This window comes from Prevotella jejuni (assembly GCF_900187995.1).
Lineage (GTDB): Bacteria > Bacteroidota > Bacteroidia > Bacteroidales > Bacteroidaceae > Prevotella > Prevotella jejuni.
Genome location: NZ_FZNZ01000044.1, coordinates 1 through 19958 on the forward strand (window position 1 = coordinate 1; position 19958 = coordinate 19958).

Here is a 19958-nt window from a genome sequence, read left to right on the forward strand (position 1 = left end):
GCTTTGTACCCTATGGGTTACGAGTTGGTAACGGAACTATTGCCGTTTTTCGCTCAATCTTGCCATATCACAAAATGCAGAAAAGTGCATAAGTTGTTATTGTTCAAGTGTTTCCGTTCGTGTTTGCCCTTTCTTCTTTCATTGTCATTATTCTATGAACTATCCCTCTATAAGGTGATAGCACACCATCTCCTTCAGCCCCACTACCTGCTGCAATACCAGCAGTATGCGTACCATGTGTTTGTGAAGTTCCATCTAAAGGGCAACCTAATCGTAGTAAACTTTCCTCACCAACATAATCGCGTCCAACAAAGAGATTAGACCCTATTGTGTCTCGGGACAGTTGATCCCATAATGCTTTAATGCGATATCGACTCATATCAGCCGTATAGAAGTTAGGATGCGTTAGGTCGAACCCAATATCTTGGACGCCTACAACGACTCCGCGCCCAGTATATGACTGTACTAACCCCGTCCCTCTATAGACTGGCTCGGCATTGACAACCAGTCGCGTCGTGTCCATCTGTATGCTACAACGGCTACCTGTTTCAATCTTACTCACTCGACGATGACAAGACAAAGCCCCTAACTGACTGAGTGGAATGGCTGCAATACTAACATTCCCTACCCGTGCAAGTTCTTCACTTCCATATTTATGTAGTAGTTCGGCAGCATTTCCATCAATGCGCACAAAGGCTGTTAGCATTCTATCTTCTGAATAAGAGCGAGTGAGTTGCTTTGCTGTAAGCGAAGACACCATAGCCTCACGTACGAAAGGCGACATCTTGTCGTAACGTGGTCGCTGTGCGTTTAGACCGATAGCGAGGAAGAACAGAATAGAAAATAGATAATATCTCATTGACTGATATAGCGTTTTATTTATTTAAATCAATATGTTTCTGCAAAGGAACAAAAAATAAATGGAGTATGCAAAGTTATTTAGAAAGACATAACCAACCCCGTAACTATCTCTTCGTCCGGTGTCATGAATGATACCTCTAACACCTCACTCCACACAGGAAAAGTCTATCATAATCGTAAAAATATATTACATTACATCAAACTAATTACCCTCATAAAAGGAGTAAAAAGTCTTCTACAAACGAGTCTATAACCTTCAATAAATCAACCGATTATAAATAGCGTTGAAGAAGACGCCCTTCTTGCCCCAAGAAGGGCATGTTCAACACGCAAGAAGGGCATGTTCTTGAATGTAGTTAGGCCTCTTCTTGCCCCTTGAAAAGCATGTATTGGAATTGAGAAGAGTGAAAAATGTTGACAAGAGGAAAAGGAGTTAAAAACTGAATAGGCGTGAATGGAGTTAAGACAACACTGTCTGCTCTATCTTCGTCTATGCTTCCCAATTCGTTAAGTGTATTCCCTGTCTAAGGCGAACGGAGCATTGACACAACCCATTCGAAGCGTTAACACAACACAAGCAGAGCATCGTCACTACGAGAGAAGATAGGGAGAAAGGGGGCCTAACATGGTCAATAAAATGAGACATCATGCGATGCTAACATCAAACTTACAGGGGCTACTACTAACAAAAACAGATAATAACCATCATAAAGTCATTTTCTCCTGATACTCTCGTGGTGTCATTCCAGTCTCTCGCTTGAAGTATTTGGAGAAAGCAGAAGCGTTGGGGAAGTTCAAACGGTCTGCTATCTCATATCCCATAGCGTTATTTGTCTTTAAAAGTACTTTTGCCTCTTGGATAGTAGCACGATTTACCCAGTGCATAACACTCTTACCACTTGCCTTCTTGATGATAGCCGACAGGTGATGAGGCGTCACATGCAATTGTTCAGCATAAAAGGGAATAGAGCGTTCATGCGTACAGTGACGATGTACGAGGCGCTTAAACTGCAAGAAAAGGTCGTGCGAACGTGATGTCGAACCACGTTTTGTATTCCCCTCTTCAAGGTCGTTTAAATACTGAACATCCGTAACTACCGATTGCAAAAGGCTCTGTACGGTCTTTGTTCTATTGGGTTTAATCTGTAGAAAGTCCCATGCAAGGTACATGATACGCATCAAACGGGCAAATTCACTTGGTGAGGTACTGACGACAATCTCATCCATAATGTCCATGCCGTCCCTGAACACTATTGCAACAACACGTGCATCTTCTGATATTTCCTTAACTTCTACAATCGTATCTGTCGGCAAGAGCATGACAGAACCTTTCTCTATATGGCAGTCTTGAAGGTTAACACAGATATCAGCATGACCTTTCAACGCCAGTATCAATCGAGGTTCAACCATCTGATAAATCTTTCCCTCCGATAGAAAACGAGTGTTTTGAAGATGTCCACCCATCACAAATACGATGTCATCGTTCATCAATACCTTTCCTTGTTCGGGTTGCTGGTACACCTCATCAAGGTTAATACTCTCCATAGAGAGTGCATTGATGTTCTTTACTTCCGCCATAATTGCCTTATTGTATGATTAGATTGCAAATTTAACATTATCTTTGTGAATACGAGGTGATATTATATAGAAATCGTACAATATGACAATTTATTCGGTGCAAAGCATTACCACTCTGTATCAGAATAAACTTATCTTTGTCAAATGAAAGTAATTATACCATAAATGACAGGAAAGTATATGAGAATAAAGGTATTAATCCTCTCGCTGATAGCTTCGGCATCAGTTGCACAAGCACAGACTTTGGACGAATGTCAGCGTGCTGCAGAGAAACACTATCCCATTATCAAGCGTTATGACTTGATAGCAAAGACGACCGACTTAACGGTTAAGAACATTCAGAAAGGGTGGTTGCCACAGGTGACAGCAGCAGCCCAAGCTACTTATCAGAGTGCTGTTGCTGCATGGCCTGACTATCTGCAAAGTATGTTCCAACAGGTAGGACTGAAGATGAAAGGTCTTAGGAAAGACCAATATAAGCTATCTATTGATGTTCAGCAACCTATTTATGACGGCGGTGCTATCAGTGGTCAGCGTAAGATAGCCAGCCAAGAAGGAAAGGTACAGGAGGCTGAGAATGAGGTAAATCTATATCAGGTGCGAAGAAGGGTCAATGAGTTATATTTCTCACTCTTGCTCCTTGACGAACAAATCAAACTCAATGATGACGTCAAAGCACTGCTACAATCGAGCGAGCAGAAACTCTCTGCCATGGTGAAAGGTGGTACGGCAGCAACAAGCGACTATGAGAACGTGAGGGCCGAACGGCTTAGCGCAGAGCAAACAAACGAGAGTCTGAAAGCACAGAAAGAGATGTTAAGTAGGATGCTAAGCATCTTCTGTGGTATTGAAATCACCCACCTGCAGAAACCTCAAGCCCTTGACGCAACTGTATCAGCGAATACTCGACCAGAGATGAGGCTCTTTGATAATCAATTACGCCTTTCTGAAGTACAAGAAAAAGCCTTAGACGCACGATTAAAGCCACATTTAGGACTCTTTGCACAAGGCTTTTATGGTTATCCGGGACTCAATATGTTTGAGGATATGATGCAACATAAATGGAGTCTGAACGGCTTAGTGGGCGTAAAACTATCGTGGAACATCGGTGCACTCTATACTCATAAGAATGATAAAGCAAGGCTCAGACTACAACGAGAACAAATAGAGAATGCACGAGAAGTATTCTTGTTTAACAACAGTATAGACGAGATACAACAGAAAGAGAATATCAATAGGTACCGTAAAATGATGCAGAACGACGACGAAATCATCGACCTGCGCACCCACATCCGTAAGGCAGCTGAGTCGAAACTGGCTCATGGTATTATTGATGTAAATAGTTTGTTGAGAGAGATTAACAATGAGAATGCAGCCAAGGCGCAGCAAGCTATACACGAGATTGACATGCTCAAAGAGATGTATAACCTAAAGTTCACCAACAACGAATAAAACAACTAAAGATATGAAAAAGCTTCTTTTAATAAGCCTCGGTGCTTTGATGATGGCATCATGTGCGAAAGACAAGAAAGACTATGACGCTACAGGGACATTTGAGGCTACTGAAGTGACTGTGTCGGCAGAGTCGACTGGACAGCTTGAAAACTTCAATGTGAGCGAAGGAGAGGTGTTGAATGGAGGTTTGACAGTGGGTCAGATTGATGCTCGACAACTCACTTTGAAACGTGAACAACTAACGAGTAGCAACGAACAGCTCGCTGCCACGCACGGACAATTAGCCGCTAACAAACGCCAGTTGGCTGCTAATCAGCAGGCAACAAGCAGCAAACAACTCGATTTGAAGAAGCAGGTAGCAGCCATCCGACAGCAGATTGCGAACCAGCAACGGGAGCGTCAACGCTTTGCAGAGCTTTTACAGGACGGAGCCGTCGCTCGGAAGCAAGTTGATGACATAGACTATCAGATACAGGTATTGCTGAAACAACTTGCTGCCACAGAAGAACAGATAAGTAGTCAGAACACTTCTTTAGCCGAACAGAACAAAGGGATTACGGCACAGATGGAGGGTATAGACGCCCAACAGGCTGGTATCAATGCTCAACAGGCTGGAGTACGTACACAACAAGCCCAACTTGACGACCAAATAGCCCATACCTTCGTACGGAGTCCGATTACAGGAACGGTCTTGGAGAAGTATGTTGAGGCTGGAGAGTATGTCCCTGTTGGTAGGCCACTCTTCAAGATTGCCGACACCAAGAGGATGTTTCTCCGTGCATACGTTACCTCCGAGCAATTGAAACGTGTGAAGATAGGACAGAAGGTAAAGGTCATGGCCGACTATGGTAAAGGTCAGAAGAAAACCTATAATGGGGTGGTCACCTGGATATCAAGCCGTTCAGAATTTACGCCAAAGACCATTGTTACGGACGACGAAAGGGCCGACTTGGTGTATGCCATTAAGATACAATTCACGAACGATGGCTATGTGAAGATAGGTATGTACGGTGAGGTGAAATTTTAACAATGCTGATGAACGCAATAGAAGTAAACCAAGTAGCTAAGCGATACGGCAAAGTACAAGCATTGCAAGACGTCAGCTTTTCAGTAAGGAAAGGTGAGCTCTTCGGTGTTATCGGCCCAGATGGTGCGGGTAAGACGTCACTCTATCGCATTCTCTGCTCTTTGCTCCTTCCTGACGAAGGCTCCGTAAGGGTTGAGGGGTACGATGTCATACAGCAAATGAAGGAGGTAAGAAAGCGGGTTGGATACATGCCTGGGAAGTTCTCACTCTATCAAGACTTAACAGTAGAGGAGAACCTCCACTTCTTTGCGACGCTCTTTGGTACCACAGTTGAGGATAACTACGATGCTATCAAGGCTATCTATTCGCAGATAGAACCCTTTAAAGACCGCAAAGCTGGGGCATTATCGGGTGGTATGAAGCAAAAGTTAGCCCTCTGCTGTGCTCTCGTTCATAAGCCGAGTGTCCTCTTCTTGGACGAGCCGACAACAGGTGTCGACCCTGTTAGCCGTAAGGAGTTATGGGACATACTCTCCCTACTGAAAAAGCGGGAGATAACCATCGTTGCCTCCACCCCTTATCTTGATGAGGTGAGACGCTGTGAACGGGTGGCTTTCCTATCGGAAGGCAAGATAAGAGGTATTGGTTCGCCAGAGAAAATACTCCATGAATTTAGCGACATCTTTAGTCCTCCCAACCTTGAACATGATGAAAAGCATGATAACAACAAGGTGGGAAGCACAACAGAAAACGTAATTGAAGTGGAACATCTGGTAAAGGCTTTCGGCACTTTCCACGCTGTTGACGATATCTCCTTCACGGTGAGAAAGGGTGAAATCTTCGGTTTTCTTGGGGCCAACGGAGCTGGTAAGACTACAGCTATGCACATGCTCACAGGACTCAACCAGCCCACAAGTGGGACAGGAAGGGTTGTGGGATACGACATCCGAACAGACTATGAGCAGATAAAGAAGCACATTGGCTATATGAGTCAGAAGTTCTCTCTCTATGAAGACCTTACTGTGGCAGAGAATATCCGTCTGTTTGCTGGTATCTACGGAATGGACGATAAAGAGATTAAACACAAGACTAACGCTCTTCTTCAACGCCTGAATTTCTCAGAACATCGTGACAGCTTGGTGTCAAGCCTGCCCTTAGGTTGGAAACAGAAGTTAGCCTTCTCGGTTAGTATCTTTCACTCTCCTGGTATCGTCTTCCTCGACGAACCGACAGGAGGAGTTGACCCTGCTACACGTAGACAGTTCTGGGAATTAATCTATGATGCCGCCCAGAGAGGTATAACTGTCTTCGTTACGACTCACTATATGGACGAAGCTGAATATTGCGATCGCATCTCCATCATGGTTGATGGGAAGATTAAAGCCCTCGGAACACCCACGGAATTGAAACAGAAGTTCAATAAACCCGATATTGACCAGGTCTTTACCTACTTAGCTCGACAGGCGAAGAGAAGTTCAGACTAAGTCACATAAGATGCTACAAAAGACTCGCGAAGAATTTAGAAAATGTTCGCGAACAATCCACAAAAAGTTTGCGAATAATTTTGGGAAAGCTTAGGAGCTTTTGAGAAAAAGCTTAAGAGCTTTTCGTGGAAAGCTTAGGAGCTTTTGAGAAAATCGCTTAGAACAGCATGGCAACATGCAAAAAGGAAACCAACAAGCAATGAAACAATTTATATCATTCATTATCAAGGAAGCTAAACACATTGTTCGAGACAAACGAACAATGCTGATTCTCTTTGGAATGCCTATCATCATGATGCTTCTCTTTGGTTATGCCGTTAGGAATGACGTGCGGAATGTACGGACGGTGATAGTGATGAGTAATACTGATTACGTCACTCAGCAGGCTGTCGACCGCTTATCTGCATCGGAGTATTTCACAATAACGCAGGATGTTGCTACTCCTGTAGAGGCTGAACAAGCTATCCGAGACCAAAAGGCCGACTTGGCTATCGTCTTTGGAAAGGACTATGCCAGCGGACATTCAGGCCTACAATTTATTGTTGATGGTGCCGACCCGAATATGGCGCAACAATGGACTCAATACGCCAATGCCGTCATTACGAATCCGAATAACGGCTTAGTAAACACGAAACTACTGTATAACCCGCAAATGAAGTCGGCTTACAATTTCGTTCCTGCTATCATGGGAACACTGTTGATGTTGGTGTGTGCCATGATGACTTCTATCTCTATTGTTCGCGAAAAAGAGCGGGGAACAATGGAGGTGCTGCTGGTATCGCCCGTTCGACCAATACTTATCATCATCGCAAAGGCCATTCCTTACTTGGTGCTTGCCTTCATCATCCTAATTGTCATCCTACTTATGGCAAACAGCCTACTCGGTGTTCCCTTGCAGGGGTCGGTGTTCTGGATATTCGTTATCTCTACTATCTATATCCTCTTAGCCCTTTCATTAGGCTTACTTGTATCTAGCATTGCCAAAACACAGTTAGTTGCTTTGTTGTTATCAGCAATGGTACTACTCATGCCTATCGTGATGCTCTCTGGTATGTTCTTCCCTATTGAGTCAATGCCAAAGGTGTTGCAATACGTTTCGGCTATCATTCCGACACGTTACTATACCAGTGCTATGCGCAAACTGATGATTATGGGGGTGGGAGTAAGACAAGTGATGCACGAGATGATAGTCTTAATTTGTATGCTTATCGGCCTACTCGGACTATCACTCGCCATGTTTAACAAACGATTAGAGTAACTTCATTATGACACTGAAATATCTTCTACGAAAGGAGTTTACACAGATTCGACGCAACCCGTTCCTCCCCCGCCTCATTGTTATGTTCCCCATCATGATTATGTGTATCATGCCTTGGGTCATGAATATGGAGGTGAAGAATGTTGTTGTGGATGTAGTAGACAATGATAGGTCTACTCTTTCGCAACAGTTGGTACATGAGATTGCAGCCAATAACTACTTCTCTTTTCACGGACAACAGCCTTCCTATACTGCAGCACTCAATGACATCGAACATTCTGAGGCTGACATTGTTGTGGTGATACCACAACATTATAGTCGTGACCTGACCTTGGGCAACAAGCCACAAGTGCTCATTGCTGCCAATGCCGTCAATGGAACGAAGGGATCGATAGGGTCTGTTTACCTCTCACAGATGGTGACGACCAATGCTGTCCCTACTTTGCAGGCATTGCAAACGAACGTTTCTACGTTCTATCTCTTCAATAGACAGCTGAATTACAAGCGTTATATGATTCCCGCACTATTTGCGATAATAATGATGATGATAACAGGCTTTCTGCCAACATTGAATATTGTCGGGGAGAAGGAGGCTGGTACAATCGAACAGATCAATGTGACACCAGTAAATAAATGGACGTTTATACTTGCAAAGTTAATCCCTTATTGGTTGATTGCCTTCTTTGTTATCACTGTTTGCCTACTGTTGTCATGGGCTTTATACGACATTACTCCTGTGGGTAATGTGGCCCTTATCTATCTCTTAGCGATGTTATTAGCCCTCTTCTTCTCGTCCTTCGGCTTGATAATATCCAACTACTCGGACACAATGCAGCAAGCCATACTTGTCATGTGGTTCTTTGTTGTGATACTCCTCTTGCTCTCTGGGCTCTTTACTCCTACTCGGTCAATGCCAGCTGCAGCTTATCTCACTACATACGCCAACCCAGTAAGCTACTTCATAGATGCGATTCGCACTGTATTCATTCGTGGTGGAAACTTAAAGAGTATCTTACATCAGGTTCTCGCACTCCTTGGCATCGGTCTTGTCATGGGTTGTTGGGCTGTACAAAGCTATAAGAAGAATCATTAGAATAGCTGTTTGAGTTATCATTAAGTTCTCGGTATCTTATAAAGCTCTCCCCATATTCGTTTGTCTTTAACGGATAATGAAGTGTTATTCAATGGTAAGAAAAGCCTTCTTTAACCATTTAATAGCATAGTACAAAAGCTCAGGACGTGTGGTGTTAGCGATTGAGAATAGCGATTAAAGCTATTTTTAGAGAGTCTTATACTAAACAATTATACTCGATATAAGCCAATAGGCGTGAGTATTACATACTCATAAGTAATAAAGAAAACTAACGAAAAAAGGCTATGAACCAGCATGCTGATTCATAGCCTTCATTATTGTCTTATCTGAATCCTTCCCTTTTAGGAGAGAGGAAACAATTTACTTGTTAAGACCACGATTGTTCAGTGTCACATTGAGGAGCTTAACGTACTCACGATACTGACGGTCGTTCAAAATATAACGCATATAAGAAAGATCCTTCTTGATAGCATTCTGAACCTTAGACTCACGCTCAGAACCCTCAGCGACAGACGCATTCATCATCTCTGTAGCAAATGTGCGGTTGATGTCCTCAACAACGTCTACCTGGTCGAAGTCAAGGTTCAAAGCACGACTCAAAGCGTATGTACTAACATTGAACTTATATGCATTTGTGTTTGTAGTTGTGTTGTTGTTATCGTTCTCACCTGCTGCGAAAGCCAAAGTCATACTCATTACCGCTGCTACTGTCAATACAATCTTCTTCATATTAATTATCCTTTCTTTCTTAATTAAAGCCTTTCTAAAAGACTTATTATTATCTTATATTCTGTAATTAATGTCCTTATTACGAGTGCAAAGTTACAAGATTACTCGTATAAAATATAACTATTCGTTACTTAAAGTTTGTTTTTATTTATATTTTTGACGCACGTCAATACGTTTGATTTATATCAGTAACAAAAAAGATAATTCTACCCTCCTCTTCCTAACAAACCATACAGAATAGCACAACGAAAAGGAAAAAACAGTATCTAAGCAGGTTTTATTCCATTTGAAATCATTACCTTTGCAGATATACATATTTAATAAGGAATAAAATAACAGTAATGGAGAATAACAAACATCGTTTTGTAGTAGTCAGCTACAAACTATATTGCAATGTAAATGGTGAGGAGAAACTCTTCGAAGAAACAGATGACATGAAGCCTATGGAGCTTTATACGGGTTGCGACTTGTCCTTACCAGCTTTTGAGCAGGAGATTGTTAAGTTTGAGGAAGATGCTGATTTTGAGTTTACACTTGCAAAGGAACAAGCCTACGGGGAGCATGATGCCAGCAGTGTCATAGACTTTAACAAAGAAACCTTCTCACCTAATGGAGTCTTCGATGCCGAGAACATCTATAAAGGAGCCGTCGTTCCTTTGCAGAACGAAGAAGGTCAACGCTTCTTAGGTACGGTCTTGGATATAGATGACGATAAGGTTACTATCGACCTCAACCACCCTCTTGCAGGCAAGGACCTTATTTTCCGTGGCCATGTCTACGAGAATCGTGAGGCAAGCGAAGAGGAAGTAAAATACTTCTTCGAGAAGTTGAAGCAGCATCACTGCGGTGGTGGATGTGGCGGAGGCTGCGGTAGCGACTGCGGAAGTGGCTGTGGCTGCGGAGGTCATGAGGAAGGCGAAGAAAGCTGCTGTGGCTGTCATTAAGAATTACGCACCCTTTCCTATTCGTCATCAACAATGCTATAGGAAAAGAGCAAGGTCTGATAAGAGAAAATAAACAACATGTTTCTCTTATTAGACATCCCACTCCACGATAATCATTCATAGACTCTTTGATATGAATACATTCGGAAAACTCTTCACACTAACCACCTTTGGGGAAAGCCATGGGGCTGCTGTGGGTGGTATAGTAGATGGTATGCCAGCAGGCATCACCATTGATACAGACTTTATCCAACGTGAACTGGTGCGTCGTCGACCGGGACAAAGCCACATCACAACGGATAGGAAAGAAGCAGACCAGGTAGAACTGCTAAGCGGTGTGTTTGAGGGAAAGTCAACAGGTGCGCCTATTGGCTTCCTTGTCCGTAATACTAATCACCATTCAAAGGACTATGATAGCATCCGTGACATCTTCCGTCCTTCTCATGCGGACTATACTTATTACACGAAGTATGGTATTCGTGACTACCGAGGAGGGGGGCGTTCTTCAGCACGTATCACCCTTTCACGTGTCGTAGCAGGGGCGTTGGCCAAACTTGTATTGCGCCAGCAGGGTATCAGCATCTATGCTTATACATCACAGGTGGGCGACATCAAACTTGAAAGAGACTATCATAAATATGATTTAAGTATTATCGAGTCTAATCCTGTTCGCTGTCCCGACCCTCTCAAAGCAATAGAGATGGAAGCGCTCATTAGCCAAGTGAAGCATGAAGGCGACACAATCGGTGGGGTTATCTCATGTGTTATCAAAGGGTGCCCAGTAGGCTTAGGCGAGCCTGAGTTTGGTAAGCTCCATGCACAATTAGGTGCTGCAATGCTTAGCATCAATGCTGTGAAGGGTTTTGAATATGGTGAAGGCTTTGCTGGATCGGCATGGCGAGGTAGCCAGCAAAACGACACCTTCCTCCCTACCAACGATAGTATGCATCACCCAATATGCAATGTAGAGACCAACCATAGCGGTGGCATACAAGGTGGCATCAGTAACGGAGAGGACATCTACTTCCGTGTTGCGTTCAAGCCTGTCGCTACCTTACTCATGGAACAGCAAACAGTAACGATGGAGGGGGAAGCGATTACGATGGATGTACATGGTCGACACGATCCTTGTGTCCTACCTCGTGCTGTCCCTATCGTCGAGGCAATGGCTGCGATGACAATACTTGATGCACTGTTAATAAGCAAGACTAACAGACTTTAGATAGTACTCTTCGTTCAACAGTTGCCATCTACTACAACGAATAAGACAAAGAATAGAAGGAGTTAAGTCTATTTCCTCTCACGCTAATCATCTATAGATAGTAGCTGCGGGGGATATGGACTTAACTCCTTCTAAACGTTTATAGATCTTCACACTTGTAATGGAACAGAGCTAACAGATAATCTTCTCTTTTATTTTAGCGTTTCCACAAAGGCACTTAAAGCGACTCCACCATCCAGAGAAGGTGAATAAGTTTCAAGGACATTAAGCTTTACATCGCCGATGACTTCCTTTAAGTCTTTTGCAGTGTTCAGTACACAGATGTCTCCTGCCAACCCACATACATCTATCTGCGCTATCTTTAACGCCTTAATCAACCTACTAAGAATATTCGCTGATTCGGCGTTCTGCATAATTGAATACTCATCTTTCTCTATGCTGTTACCCTTATATAATAAGGTGAAACCACCCTTTGACTCATTAAGTGCAACCAACAAAGAATCCCAGATAGCTGCTCCAACAGAATGCTGCACACAGTGACGTGGCCATAATCCGCCTTCATCAGCAAAAGAACTATGATGGTAAGGATGCCAATCTGCTGTTACTATTTTTACTGAATACTCCTCACTCTGTTCCTTTACATACGTTGCCAATGCGTCCATAGCCTTGGCAGCCCCTTCTACAGGAAGCGAGCCTGTAATAAAGTCGACTTGTGGATCGACTATTAATAATAGTTTATTCATATATTATAAATCCTTTTTATAATAAGAATTAATATCTTCTTCGTTTCTGTTATAAAGTAGATTAAATCAGAAAGGTTATCCGACATTATTTATCTTAATATCTTACCAAATACCGTTCCGCCACTTAGATGATTACACAAAAATAGTGACACACTTGCCATGTATCACTACTTTATATTTCAACCTTTATACTTGTGCATTATCAGGCTCAATTTCATGCGCATCTACTTCTACCATTCCACGCTTAACATGGCCATCGTAAGTAACAAAGTAAATACCTCTACCTGGTGTCCACTCCATACAGAAGAGGTCTCCAGGACCCTCAAAGCCATTCTTCTTGATGAGACGTAACGCCCATTCCTGCGAACGTCCACTATGCTTAAGACCGCTCTCTACAAACTCACCATTGTTTATCAAGAGGAAAGACTCAGATGCTTTACCAGAAGGAAGGACTGTTACTGAACCATTAGCCTCAAACAATACGTCCTCTACTTCAAACATAGAAAAGATGCCTTTCTGCCTTAATAGCAAACGAAACTGCTCCATTTCGATACTGTTACGCTTGAAGTTTCCGAAGTTGATAACACCGTTCTTCACAAGAAAGACACTCTCTCCCTTAATTAAATGACGTAGGCGAGCTGAACGCATAGCAAAGCGCACGAGCATATTAAAGCCTGTCCACACAGCTAAAGCGAAGAGAAGGTGCCCGATAGACATGTCTGGGTTGTATAAGACACCACCGACTAAGGCACCAATCACAAAGGCACTCACGGTGTCAAGTGGAGTCAACTGTCCCATCTGAGCCTTACCAGTTATGCGCAAGAAAGCAAGAATACCAATCATACCCGTAATCAACTTTACGGCAATGGCAAGGTAGGGTTGAATAAAATCAAACATTTTTTCGTTTTTTTTAAGACGTTGTTATAAATTCTGTTTTCGCTCTTTTTATCGCTGCAAAAATACATCTTTTATACTGAACTCACAAGTAAGACGCCTAAAAAATACTACCAATCAGTCTTTTCAACTTACGGACACCCTACAAGTTAGCCATAAACAGCACCAGAGCTAACTATTAATTCAAAAAAAGAAATATCTCCTTTGTCAGTTCAGAAATAATATATAACTTCGCAGCAAACAAACAGATAGAGTTATGGATAGACTCCTAAACAATGGAGAAATCCATCTTTGACATTAAAAACAGATAAGAATGGAATATTATATTAAGGTAGGTGAGGAGAAAAGAGGACCTTATAGCCTCAACGAATTAGTAGAGAGAAACTTAGAGACTACGACATTGGTAATGCCTACAGATAGTACTGAATGGGTGCAAGCAAACCAGATTGAAGAGTTGCGTACATGCTTCGAAAATAAAGAGTCTACCAACGAGGCTGCTAAGAAGGAAGAGATACCTTTTGTAGAAGCAAGACCCATCCTTCAAGCTACACCACAAGAGGAAAATCAACAACCGCAACCTGCACCGAAGAAGAAGCACCACACTGGTTGTCTCTTGGTTTTGCTGCTTTCATTCGTTGTCTTGATTGCAACGATGATAATTACCTGTCCAAAGGCTGAACAGCACAAGGAAGTTCTCTCAACGGTTATAACAGCCACCGTTAACGATGCTGTCAACGAGAGTGACAATATAACTGGTAATGCTTACCTCGACAATGCTTTCAAAGCTGTTAGCAATGCTTTCGCTGGCAAAGTGATACAAGCTGCTGTCGACGAACTTGTGACTGTTGACAATTACGTCGTTTGCTCCTTAGGAAAAGTACGTTATGAGGGTAAGACTCACGTTGTTTCTGTGGGTGTCTTTGGCCATATCTTCACTGTTGACGAGGACGACCTCCGTGAAGCAGCAGAGAACTATTACAAGAAGAAGGAAATCGACATGAAGGAACAAATCAAGAAGAAAGCACAGAAGATACTGCAAGATAATATCATTGCACCGGCTACGTCCGCCATACAAGGATTATTGGGGAGTGCACTCGATGGGCTCTTAGACGAAGTGGGTGGGGATACTCATGCTTCAAAACCAAGTAGGCATAAGAGAGTGGAAAGCGACTCTATTCAATAACGGGACGCATTCCCAAAAAGACTTAGATGTCTATATTTCTTCTTAAAAATAAAGAAGATTACGATTAAAAAGGTGATTTTACATATTATAATTTGCACAAGAACAATATTTTATATACATTTGCAGCATTGAATTAAATATTTTATAAGTATGAAAAGATTATTTTTGATTGGGGTAATGGTTCTTACAGCCGTAGCAGGTTTTGCTCAGAGTGGCGAAAGAATCGATACATTGAAGGAGCGGCAGAAGGTGCTCAAGATAACTACAAAGTTAAACAAACTGCAGTTAGATTACGAGAAAGAGAAGGCAAACAATATCGAACTCAGCAAGAAAGCAGCAGATATCAATGTTGAAGCAAATATAGCTACAACAGAATTCAACACAACCAACGCATCAAGCACTGTTAAGGATGCAAAGACCACTATCAAGCGTCTGAAGGAAGCTAAGTCTATCAACAAGAAGTTGGCTAAGAGTCAAAAGACCTTAACTAAGATGGAGAAGAAGATTGCTAAGCTTCAGGCAAAGATTGATGACTGTAACAAACGCATCAAGTTTGTTAACAATTAATATCGTCAAAAATATTATCGAGAATAAAGGACGCACATTTTGTGCGTCCTCTCTTATATCTGGCAGTAGCACAGATAACTACCTACTGCGACCTCAAAAGCTAATACCAATGTTGGAAATCCATTGTTTTACTCTCTAAAAAAACATCATATAATGATAAAGAAGATACTCCTATCACTATTGATATTATTGGCTCATCTACCAATATACTCCCAAATGCTCTTTTCAGAGAACCTAACAATGAACATTGATAGTACAAAGACTATACAAGGAACATTATTACCTGTATTGGATTTCAAGACTGAACAGGAGAATATACTTACTCTTAAGAACACGGCCAACCTTAATGTTTTGATAAAACATAAGCGTGTCATCAATCTAATCAACAAATTAGAGTTCTCTACATACGGTAAGAAAGTAACGGTAAGTGGGGGATTTGTACACCTTGAATATCGCTATCTGTTAAGCCCTTCGGTTGAGGTTTATCCTTATGCTGAGTCACAATGGGCTGGTAGCCGTGGTATGGAGTTTAAGATTTCATCTGGTTTACTATCACGTTATCAACTCATCAACAAGGAGAAAGTGCAACTTTTTGTTGCAGCAGGATTGTTCTATGAATTTGAGAAGTGGAAAGACTCTACTCCTAATGCCAACCCACTATATGCTTACAGTCGTAGTATAAAGAGCCACCTCTCGGTAAGCTTTAAGCATCATATTAATGATCATTGGGAATTGACGACCACTGCTATTTATCAAGCGAAACCAGATAGTTACACTAAGGAAGCTCGATTTGGTGGTGCAGTTGACTTAAAGTATAACATTACACCAAACATTGGTATTAATGGTGCCTACCGTGTCATCTATGATACAGCACCGATTGTTCCTATCAGAAAGACTTACACCACTGTAGAGGCTGGTCTTAGCGTGTCTTTCTAAGTAAGTTATGCAATAGTAGGAAGCCTTTTAACACTGACAATTTAGCGTAAATATGACTCCTTATAACACCCTTCTCTAAGGTAAAACAGCATCTATCAGATTTCTATTCACGAACGAAAAGATTTATTTTCATGAACGAAAAGATTTATGTTCACGAATGGAAATATTTATTTTCATGTAAATAATTCGCAAGCAGTGGCCGAATTGCTGATGACTGGCTGATAAGATGACTCCAACACAAGAACTTTTCTGCTCTTTATAAGGTATGGGTAAGTAGTATAAAAGTTGTACTTAGAAGGATATGGAACTAAGGTTAGGTTTCTTCATAGAGGTAGGTAAACAATAAGGGCACACTTTTCTACTATCTGTATGAAACTTCTTACAGACAAATGAAAGGTGTGCCCTCTAACGATAAAACCTTTTGTTTACTCCATAGTCTCTACTGTTACGCTTTCAAACTCAGCCATGAAATTAAGGAGATGATTCTTATAACGTTTCCGTTTGAACTTCATCTCCATCGTTACAACGTAGTAGTAGCCAGAAGAAGTGTCTTTACGTTTCATCTCGTAGGAGTCGATGATAATTTCTTTAGCACGCAAACGCTGCAAGACAAGTTTGATACTTTCTTCCTTCGGCGTACTGAATGTGACTGTAATATTACGTGTTCCAAAATGCTGAAATATAAAATAAAGAGCCTCCAAGCAGAGCAGTACGAGGACAGTTGTGGCTATTGATAACACATACATACCTGCACCAGCCGTCATGCCGATAGCCGATGTGACCCATAGGCCAGCCGCAGTGGTCAGTCCACGTACCACATGTTTCTGAAAGATAATCGTTCCTGCACCGATGAAACCTATACCCGTCACCACCTGCGAAGCAATACGACTGGGGTCGAGTGATACTTGCTCATAATTGGAGAGGACATTGTCGAAGCCAAACTGTGACAGAATCATAAACAGACCACTACCTAATGCCACAAGGAAGTGTGTTCGGAAACCAGCTTCCTTTGCACGATACTCACGCTCCAGACCAATCACACCACCTAACATGGCAGCAACGAACAGTCTTAATACAAATTCGTATGTTATTATGTTCATGTTTTCTCTCTATTAAAAGATGAATAAGATTATAATCGCAAATATACGAAAAAGTTCAGTTATCTCACTCTTTTCAACCTTAAAAATCTCTTTTTCGTGAATGAATTCTCCTGTTTCTTAAAAAATGATTTGTATCTTTGTGAACATTATCAATATACTTGAAATTATGACAGAGAGGGAGAAACAGCAGAAAGGGATGCTTTATCAGGCAAATGACCCAGAAGTTTTGAAAGACTTATACTACTGCGAAAATGAGTGCTATGAAATCAATCAGATTCCACCCTCACGTAGGGAGGAACGGATGGAACGTCTGAGAAAGTTGTTTGGAAAGGCTGGCGATGGTATGTTTATTGTTGCTCCGTTCTTCTGTGACTATGGTTATAACATCGAAGTGGGTGCGAATTTTTTTGCTAATACTAATTGTGTCATTCTCGATGAGGCTAAGGTTACCTTCGGAGATAACGTGTTTATAGCCCCTAATTGCTCTTTCTATACTGCTGGTCATCCGCTTGATGTAGAGCTTCGGAATAAGAAGATTGAATATGCTTTGCCTATTCATGTAGGGAATAATGTATGGATAGGTGGTAATGTTGTCGTTATACCAGGTGTGACGATAGGAGATAATACCACGATAGGGGCTGGCTCTGTCGTTACACATGATATCCCAAGCGGTGTTGTGGCAGCTGGTAATCCTTGTAGAGTGATAAGAAGACTGGAAGAATAGGGTAGCTTTGTTGTTATTTAATGCACAATCCTATTGGAGATATGGATGTGAGAATATGTGGAATGGAGTACTATTGAGGGAGCTGAAGTGTTGTAAGTTAATCGCAGGTAATTACATTATTTAAATGAAAGAAAGCAATATCACGTTTGTCAAGAGTGTTCTTCTTTTATTACTATTGCTCCTTGTTGGGAGAGAGATACAGGCACAAAGTCGCCTTTCGCCTTGTAGTAAGTTGGATTATGAACTCTATGCACCTATTCTCAGCGAGTTATACAATCCTCTTGCAGCAGAACAATACATTGTTGCAGAAGGCGAGTCAGAGAAGTACGCTTTACAAGTTATCGATGGTTCTCGGCTCTCAGAACGAACGTATATACTTGCCTATAAGGACTTAAAAAGCAATAAGAAAGAATTGACAGACAGTCTTTGCCAAATGAAAATAGCGTCATTGTTGCGTTATGCAGTGCTGTCTTCTACACCCTTTGTACGTAGGAAGCTTGGGATACGACAAAAGACATGTTTCTTCTTTGACCTGCAAGATGGAGCAGAATATACTTTCCGTAAAGAAGAAGAACATGGTCGGGGAGGACTGATAGACGTGTTGGAAACATCGTGTGAAGCGGTGAAGAATAACAAGCCAGAGCTTATTCGACAGCTTATCCCTCAAATAGATTCTTTGACACGACACTTTAAGACATTTGAGTTGGTGGAGAGTTGGAATGTCTCTACGTCTGAGGGTTATGCGTATAGTTACCCTTGTACGCAATTGTCTACACACTATAGTGGATTTCATGTGTGTTTCCTTCGACCAGCGTTGACGCCCAATGAGCTCAGTAATAAGTATGGACAGTTGACGCAAAGAGTTGCCAGATGGCTGTTCTTAAATTCAAATATATTAGATTTCACAAGGAGTGTATATATTAATGTAAGCCGTGGGAAGGTTGATGAAAACAAGCGATTTTCATATAGCTACGGCCATTATTATATAAATGTAACAGAGGATGAACTGACGGAAAGCAAACTGATTGCTTTATTCAAAACATACTTGTTGAGATAGTCCCATGCTTTTTTGAAACGACTTTCACCTATTTAATAAGGTTCTTCCGTTAAATGTGTAGATTGTTAATAGAGTGAGATTAATTCACATACATGGTAAGCTTACCTCCAATAAGATTGTTTTATAGGGGGGGGCAAACTACATGATAAATGTAATTAGGTGTGATGTCTATCTGTCGTCTACAAACAATTTATTCCTATTAGCCTAATTAGGCTATTTAGTCCAATTGGGCTAATTAGGCTAATAACTTATTATTCTGTTATAATTTTTCACATCATAATTTTGAATACATGCTCTTTTGGCTTCTAAAAGACGCCCTTTTGGATTGCAGAAGATGCTCTTTAAGACCCTTGCTAACGCCCTTTTGAAGTCCAATTAAGCACCTTTTACTTTACTGCTTATAACTAATTGATACTCTGTTGATTGCAAACTTGCTTCATGTGTGTATTTTTGTCGTTAGTTATAGGTGTTTTCTTTGAAATTATGTAATGATTTTTTAACCCTTGTCTGCAGGTTTTCGATGTCTTAAAACGAAAAGATTTTCAATGAAAGAGGATGAAAACAGGATAAATAGTTGACGACTTTCTCAGCTATATTTTTGTTTTATGAGTAACTTTGGCTCTTACGTTAAAGCACTACGAAAAGCGTCCACACATTTAACGGAAGAACCTTTAATAATAGGAGGTTTGGATTTTCGTAATAGGTGATATGGTCTTTTATAATAGGTGATATGCATTCTTATAATAGTTGATTTGGACATTTCAGGAAACGTGATAATTGTGTTTAATAAAGTATCACATTAGTGGTCTCGATGGTATATCGGTTCTGTCAGTTCTCCACGCCATGCGGAGTTCGGTTTTCATTTAGGCTTGCGAAAATACCGTTATCAGATGTTTCTCAATGCAGAAAAGTGCAAAAGAGATGAAAAAACACAGTTGTTTCTGATACAACAAACCAACGAAAGCGTTCTTTTAACAATTTTTATAGGTGTTATTGTAGACCGGACGTTCGTGAATTCAACAAGCAAGTGCAAATTTACTTAATTAGTTCGTAAAAGCAGTCCTGTGGTGTTTTAAAATCTAATTTCTTTCTTGGTCTCATGT

17 protein-coding genes and 1 pseudogene are annotated in these 19958 nt (G+C 41.4%); 12 read left to right on the plus strand and 6 right to left on the minus strand.

All coding sequences use genetic code 11. The annotated features are described in order from the left end of the window. Positions 1-160: 160 nt before the first annotated feature. Positions 161-859 (minus strand): annotated as a pseudogene (locus tag CHB62_RS12885) (S8 family serine peptidase); the annotation flags it as partial. A 707-nt stretch (positions 860-1566) separates the two neighbouring features. Further along, on the minus strand, positions 1567-2439 hold the full coding sequence (locus tag CHB62_RS12890) for a helix-turn-helix domain-containing protein (RefSeq protein WP_089367156.1): 873 nt from the start codon (positions 2437-2439) through the stop codon (positions 1567-1569). Between the two features lie 180 nt (positions 2440-2619). On the opposite strand from CHB62_RS12890, the gene CHB62_RS12895 reads away from it, so the two are divergent. The 5 genes from CHB62_RS12895 to CHB62_RS12915 all read left to right on the plus strand — a co-directional run bounded on the left by CHB62_RS12895 (position 2620) and on the right by CHB62_RS12915 (position 8756). Further along, entirely contained in the window at positions 2620-3891 is a 1272-nt protein-coding gene (locus CHB62_RS12895) for a TolC family protein (protein ID WP_089367168.1), read from the plus strand. A gap of 13 nt (positions 3892-3904) precedes the next feature. Next, a complete protein-coding gene (locus CHB62_RS12900) occupies positions 3905-4921 on the plus strand; it encodes an HlyD family secretion protein (RefSeq protein WP_089367157.1) in 1017 nt (338 codons plus the stop codon). 8 nt (positions 4922-4929) lie between these two features. Further along, complete coding sequence (locus CHB62_RS12905) at positions 4930-6405, plus strand: ATP-binding cassette domain-containing protein (protein ID WP_089367169.1); 1476 nt, start codon at positions 4930-4932, stop codon at positions 6403-6405. Positions 6406-6604: 199 nt separating this feature from the next. After that, positions 6605-7663, plus strand: coding sequence for an ABC transporter permease (locus CHB62_RS12910; RefSeq protein ID WP_089367170.1), 1059 nt, complete (start codon positions 6605-6607; stop codon positions 7661-7663). Between the two features lie 7 nt (positions 7664-7670). Beyond that, the gene (locus CHB62_RS12915) at positions 7671-8756 is read left to right on the plus strand and encodes an ABC transporter permease (protein ID WP_089367158.1); all 1086 of its coding nucleotides are present in this window, start codon (positions 7671-7673) and stop codon (positions 8754-8756) included. 360 nt (positions 8757-9116) lie between these two features. On the opposite strand, the gene CHB62_RS12920 is transcribed toward CHB62_RS12915, so the two are convergent. Next, the gene (locus CHB62_RS12920; protein WP_009012924.1) at positions 9117-9485 is read right to left on the minus strand and encodes a hypothetical protein; all 369 of its coding nucleotides are present in this window, start codon (positions 9483-9485) and stop codon (positions 9117-9119) included. 341 nt (positions 9486-9826) lie between these two features. On the opposite strand from CHB62_RS12920, the gene CHB62_RS12925 reads away from it, so the two are divergent. After that, positions 9827-10429, plus strand: coding sequence for an FKBP-type peptidyl-prolyl cis-trans isomerase (locus CHB62_RS12925; RefSeq protein ID WP_089367159.1), 603 nt, complete (start codon positions 9827-9829; stop codon positions 10427-10429). 133 nt (positions 10430-10562) lie between these two features. Then, positions 10563-11651, plus strand: coding sequence for a chorismate synthase (aroC, locus tag CHB62_RS12930; protein WP_089367160.1), 1089 nt, complete (start codon positions 10563-10565; stop codon positions 11649-11651). Positions 11652-11842: 191 nt separating this feature from the next. Here aroC and CHB62_RS12935 read toward each other — a convergent pair whose 3' ends face one another. Both CHB62_RS12935 and CHB62_RS12940 read right to left on the minus strand, forming a co-directional pair. Beyond that, on the minus strand, positions 11843-12394 hold the full coding sequence (locus CHB62_RS12935; RefSeq protein WP_089367161.1) for an isochorismatase family protein: 552 nt from the start codon (positions 12392-12394) through the stop codon (positions 11843-11845). A gap of 186 nt (positions 12395-12580) precedes the next feature. Further along, the gene (locus CHB62_RS12940) at positions 12581-13291 is read right to left on the minus strand and encodes a DUF421 domain-containing protein (protein ID WP_089367162.1); all 711 of its coding nucleotides are present in this window, start codon (positions 13289-13291) and stop codon (positions 12581-12583) included. A 310-nt stretch (positions 13292-13601) separates the two neighbouring features. Between CHB62_RS12940 and CHB62_RS12945 the strand changes: the two genes are divergently transcribed. The 3 genes from CHB62_RS12945 to CHB62_RS12955 all read left to right on the plus strand — a co-directional run bounded on the left by CHB62_RS12945 (position 13602) and on the right by CHB62_RS12955 (position 15974). Next, complete coding sequence (locus tag CHB62_RS12945) at positions 13602-14471, plus strand: GYF domain-containing protein (protein ID WP_089367163.1); 870 nt, start codon at positions 13602-13604, stop codon at positions 14469-14471. Between the two features lie 150 nt (positions 14472-14621). Then, on the plus strand, positions 14622-15038 hold the full coding sequence (locus CHB62_RS12950) for a hypothetical protein (RefSeq protein WP_089367164.1): 417 nt from the start codon (positions 14622-14624) through the stop codon (positions 15036-15038). A gap of 153 nt (positions 15039-15191) precedes the next feature. Further along, positions 15192-15974: a DUF481 domain-containing protein gene (locus CHB62_RS12955; RefSeq protein ID WP_089367165.1), complete on the plus strand. Its 783-nt coding sequence runs from the start codon at positions 15192-15194 to the stop codon at positions 15972-15974. 425 nt (positions 15975-16399) lie between these two features. On the opposite strand, the gene CHB62_RS12960 is transcribed toward CHB62_RS12955, so the two are convergent. After that, the gene (locus CHB62_RS12960; RefSeq protein WP_089367166.1) at positions 16400-17074 is read right to left on the minus strand and encodes an MgtC/SapB family protein; all 675 of its coding nucleotides are present in this window, start codon (positions 17072-17074) and stop codon (positions 16400-16402) included. A 166-nt stretch (positions 17075-17240) separates the two neighbouring features. Between CHB62_RS12960 and CHB62_RS12965 the strand changes: the two genes are divergently transcribed. After that, positions 17241-17798, plus strand: a complete 558-nt coding sequence (locus tag CHB62_RS12965) for a sugar O-acetyltransferase (RefSeq protein WP_089367171.1) — start codon at positions 17241-17243, stop codon at positions 17796-17798. A 124-nt stretch (positions 17799-17922) separates the two neighbouring features. Beyond that, a complete protein-coding gene (locus CHB62_RS12970; RefSeq protein ID WP_089367167.1) occupies positions 17923-18855 on the plus strand; it encodes a hypothetical protein in 933 nt (310 codons plus the stop codon). Positions 18856-19958 lie beyond the last annotated feature (1103 nt).

Coding starts and splice junctions, on each gene's coding strand:
- CHB62_RS12910 (WP_089367170.1), top strand. CDS start 6,605: ATGAAACAATTTATATCATTCATTATCAAGGAAGCTAAACACATTGTT.
- aroC (WP_089367160.1), top strand. CDS start 10,563: ATGAATACATTCGGAAAACTCTTCACACTAACCACCTTTGGGGAAAGC.
- CHB62_RS12895 (WP_089367168.1), top strand. CDS start 2,620: ATGAGAATAAAGGTATTAATCCTCTCGCTGATAGCTTCGGCATCAGTT.
- CHB62_RS12905 (WP_089367169.1), top strand. CDS start 4,930: ATGAACGCAATAGAAGTAAACCAAGTAGCTAAGCGATACGGCAAAGTA.
- CHB62_RS12970 (WP_089367167.1), top strand. CDS start 17,923: ATGAAAGAAAGCAATATCACGTTTGTCAAGAGTGTTCTTCTTTTATTA.
- CHB62_RS12935 (WP_089367161.1), bottom strand. CDS start 12,394: ATGAATAAACTATTATTAATAGTCGATCCACAAGTCGACTTTATTACA.
- CHB62_RS12955 (WP_089367165.1), top strand. CDS start 15,192: ATGATAAAGAAGATACTCCTATCACTATTGATATTATTGGCTCATCTA.
- CHB62_RS12965 (WP_089367171.1), top strand. CDS start 17,241: ATGACAGAGAGGGAGAAACAGCAGAAAGGGATGCTTTATCAGGCAAAT.
- CHB62_RS12950 (WP_089367164.1), top strand. CDS start 14,622: ATGAAAAGATTATTTTTGATTGGGGTAATGGTTCTTACAGCCGTAGCA.
- CHB62_RS12900 (WP_089367157.1), top strand. CDS start 3,905: ATGAAAAAGCTTCTTTTAATAAGCCTCGGTGCTTTGATGATGGCATCA.
- CHB62_RS12945 (WP_089367163.1), top strand. CDS start 13,602: ATGGAATATTATATTAAGGTAGGTGAGGAGAAAAGAGGACCTTATAGC.
- CHB62_RS12925 (WP_089367159.1), top strand. CDS start 9,827: ATGGAGAATAACAAACATCGTTTTGTAGTAGTCAGCTACAAACTATAT.
- CHB62_RS12960 (WP_089367166.1), bottom strand. CDS start 17,074: ATGAACATAATAACATACGAATTTGTATTAAGACTGTTCGTTGCTGCC.
- CHB62_RS12940 (WP_089367162.1), bottom strand. CDS start 13,291: ATGTTTGATTTTATTCAACCCTACCTTGCCATTGCCGTAAAGTTGATT.
- CHB62_RS12890 (WP_089367156.1), bottom strand. CDS start 2,439: ATGGCGGAAGTAAAGAACATCAATGCACTCTCTATGGAGAGTATTAAC.
- CHB62_RS12920 (WP_009012924.1), bottom strand. CDS start 9,485: ATGAAGAAGATTGTATTGACAGTAGCAGCGGTAATGAGTATGACTTTG.
- CHB62_RS12915 (WP_089367158.1), top strand. CDS start 7,671: ATGACACTGAAATATCTTCTACGAAAGGAGTTTACACAGATTCGACGC.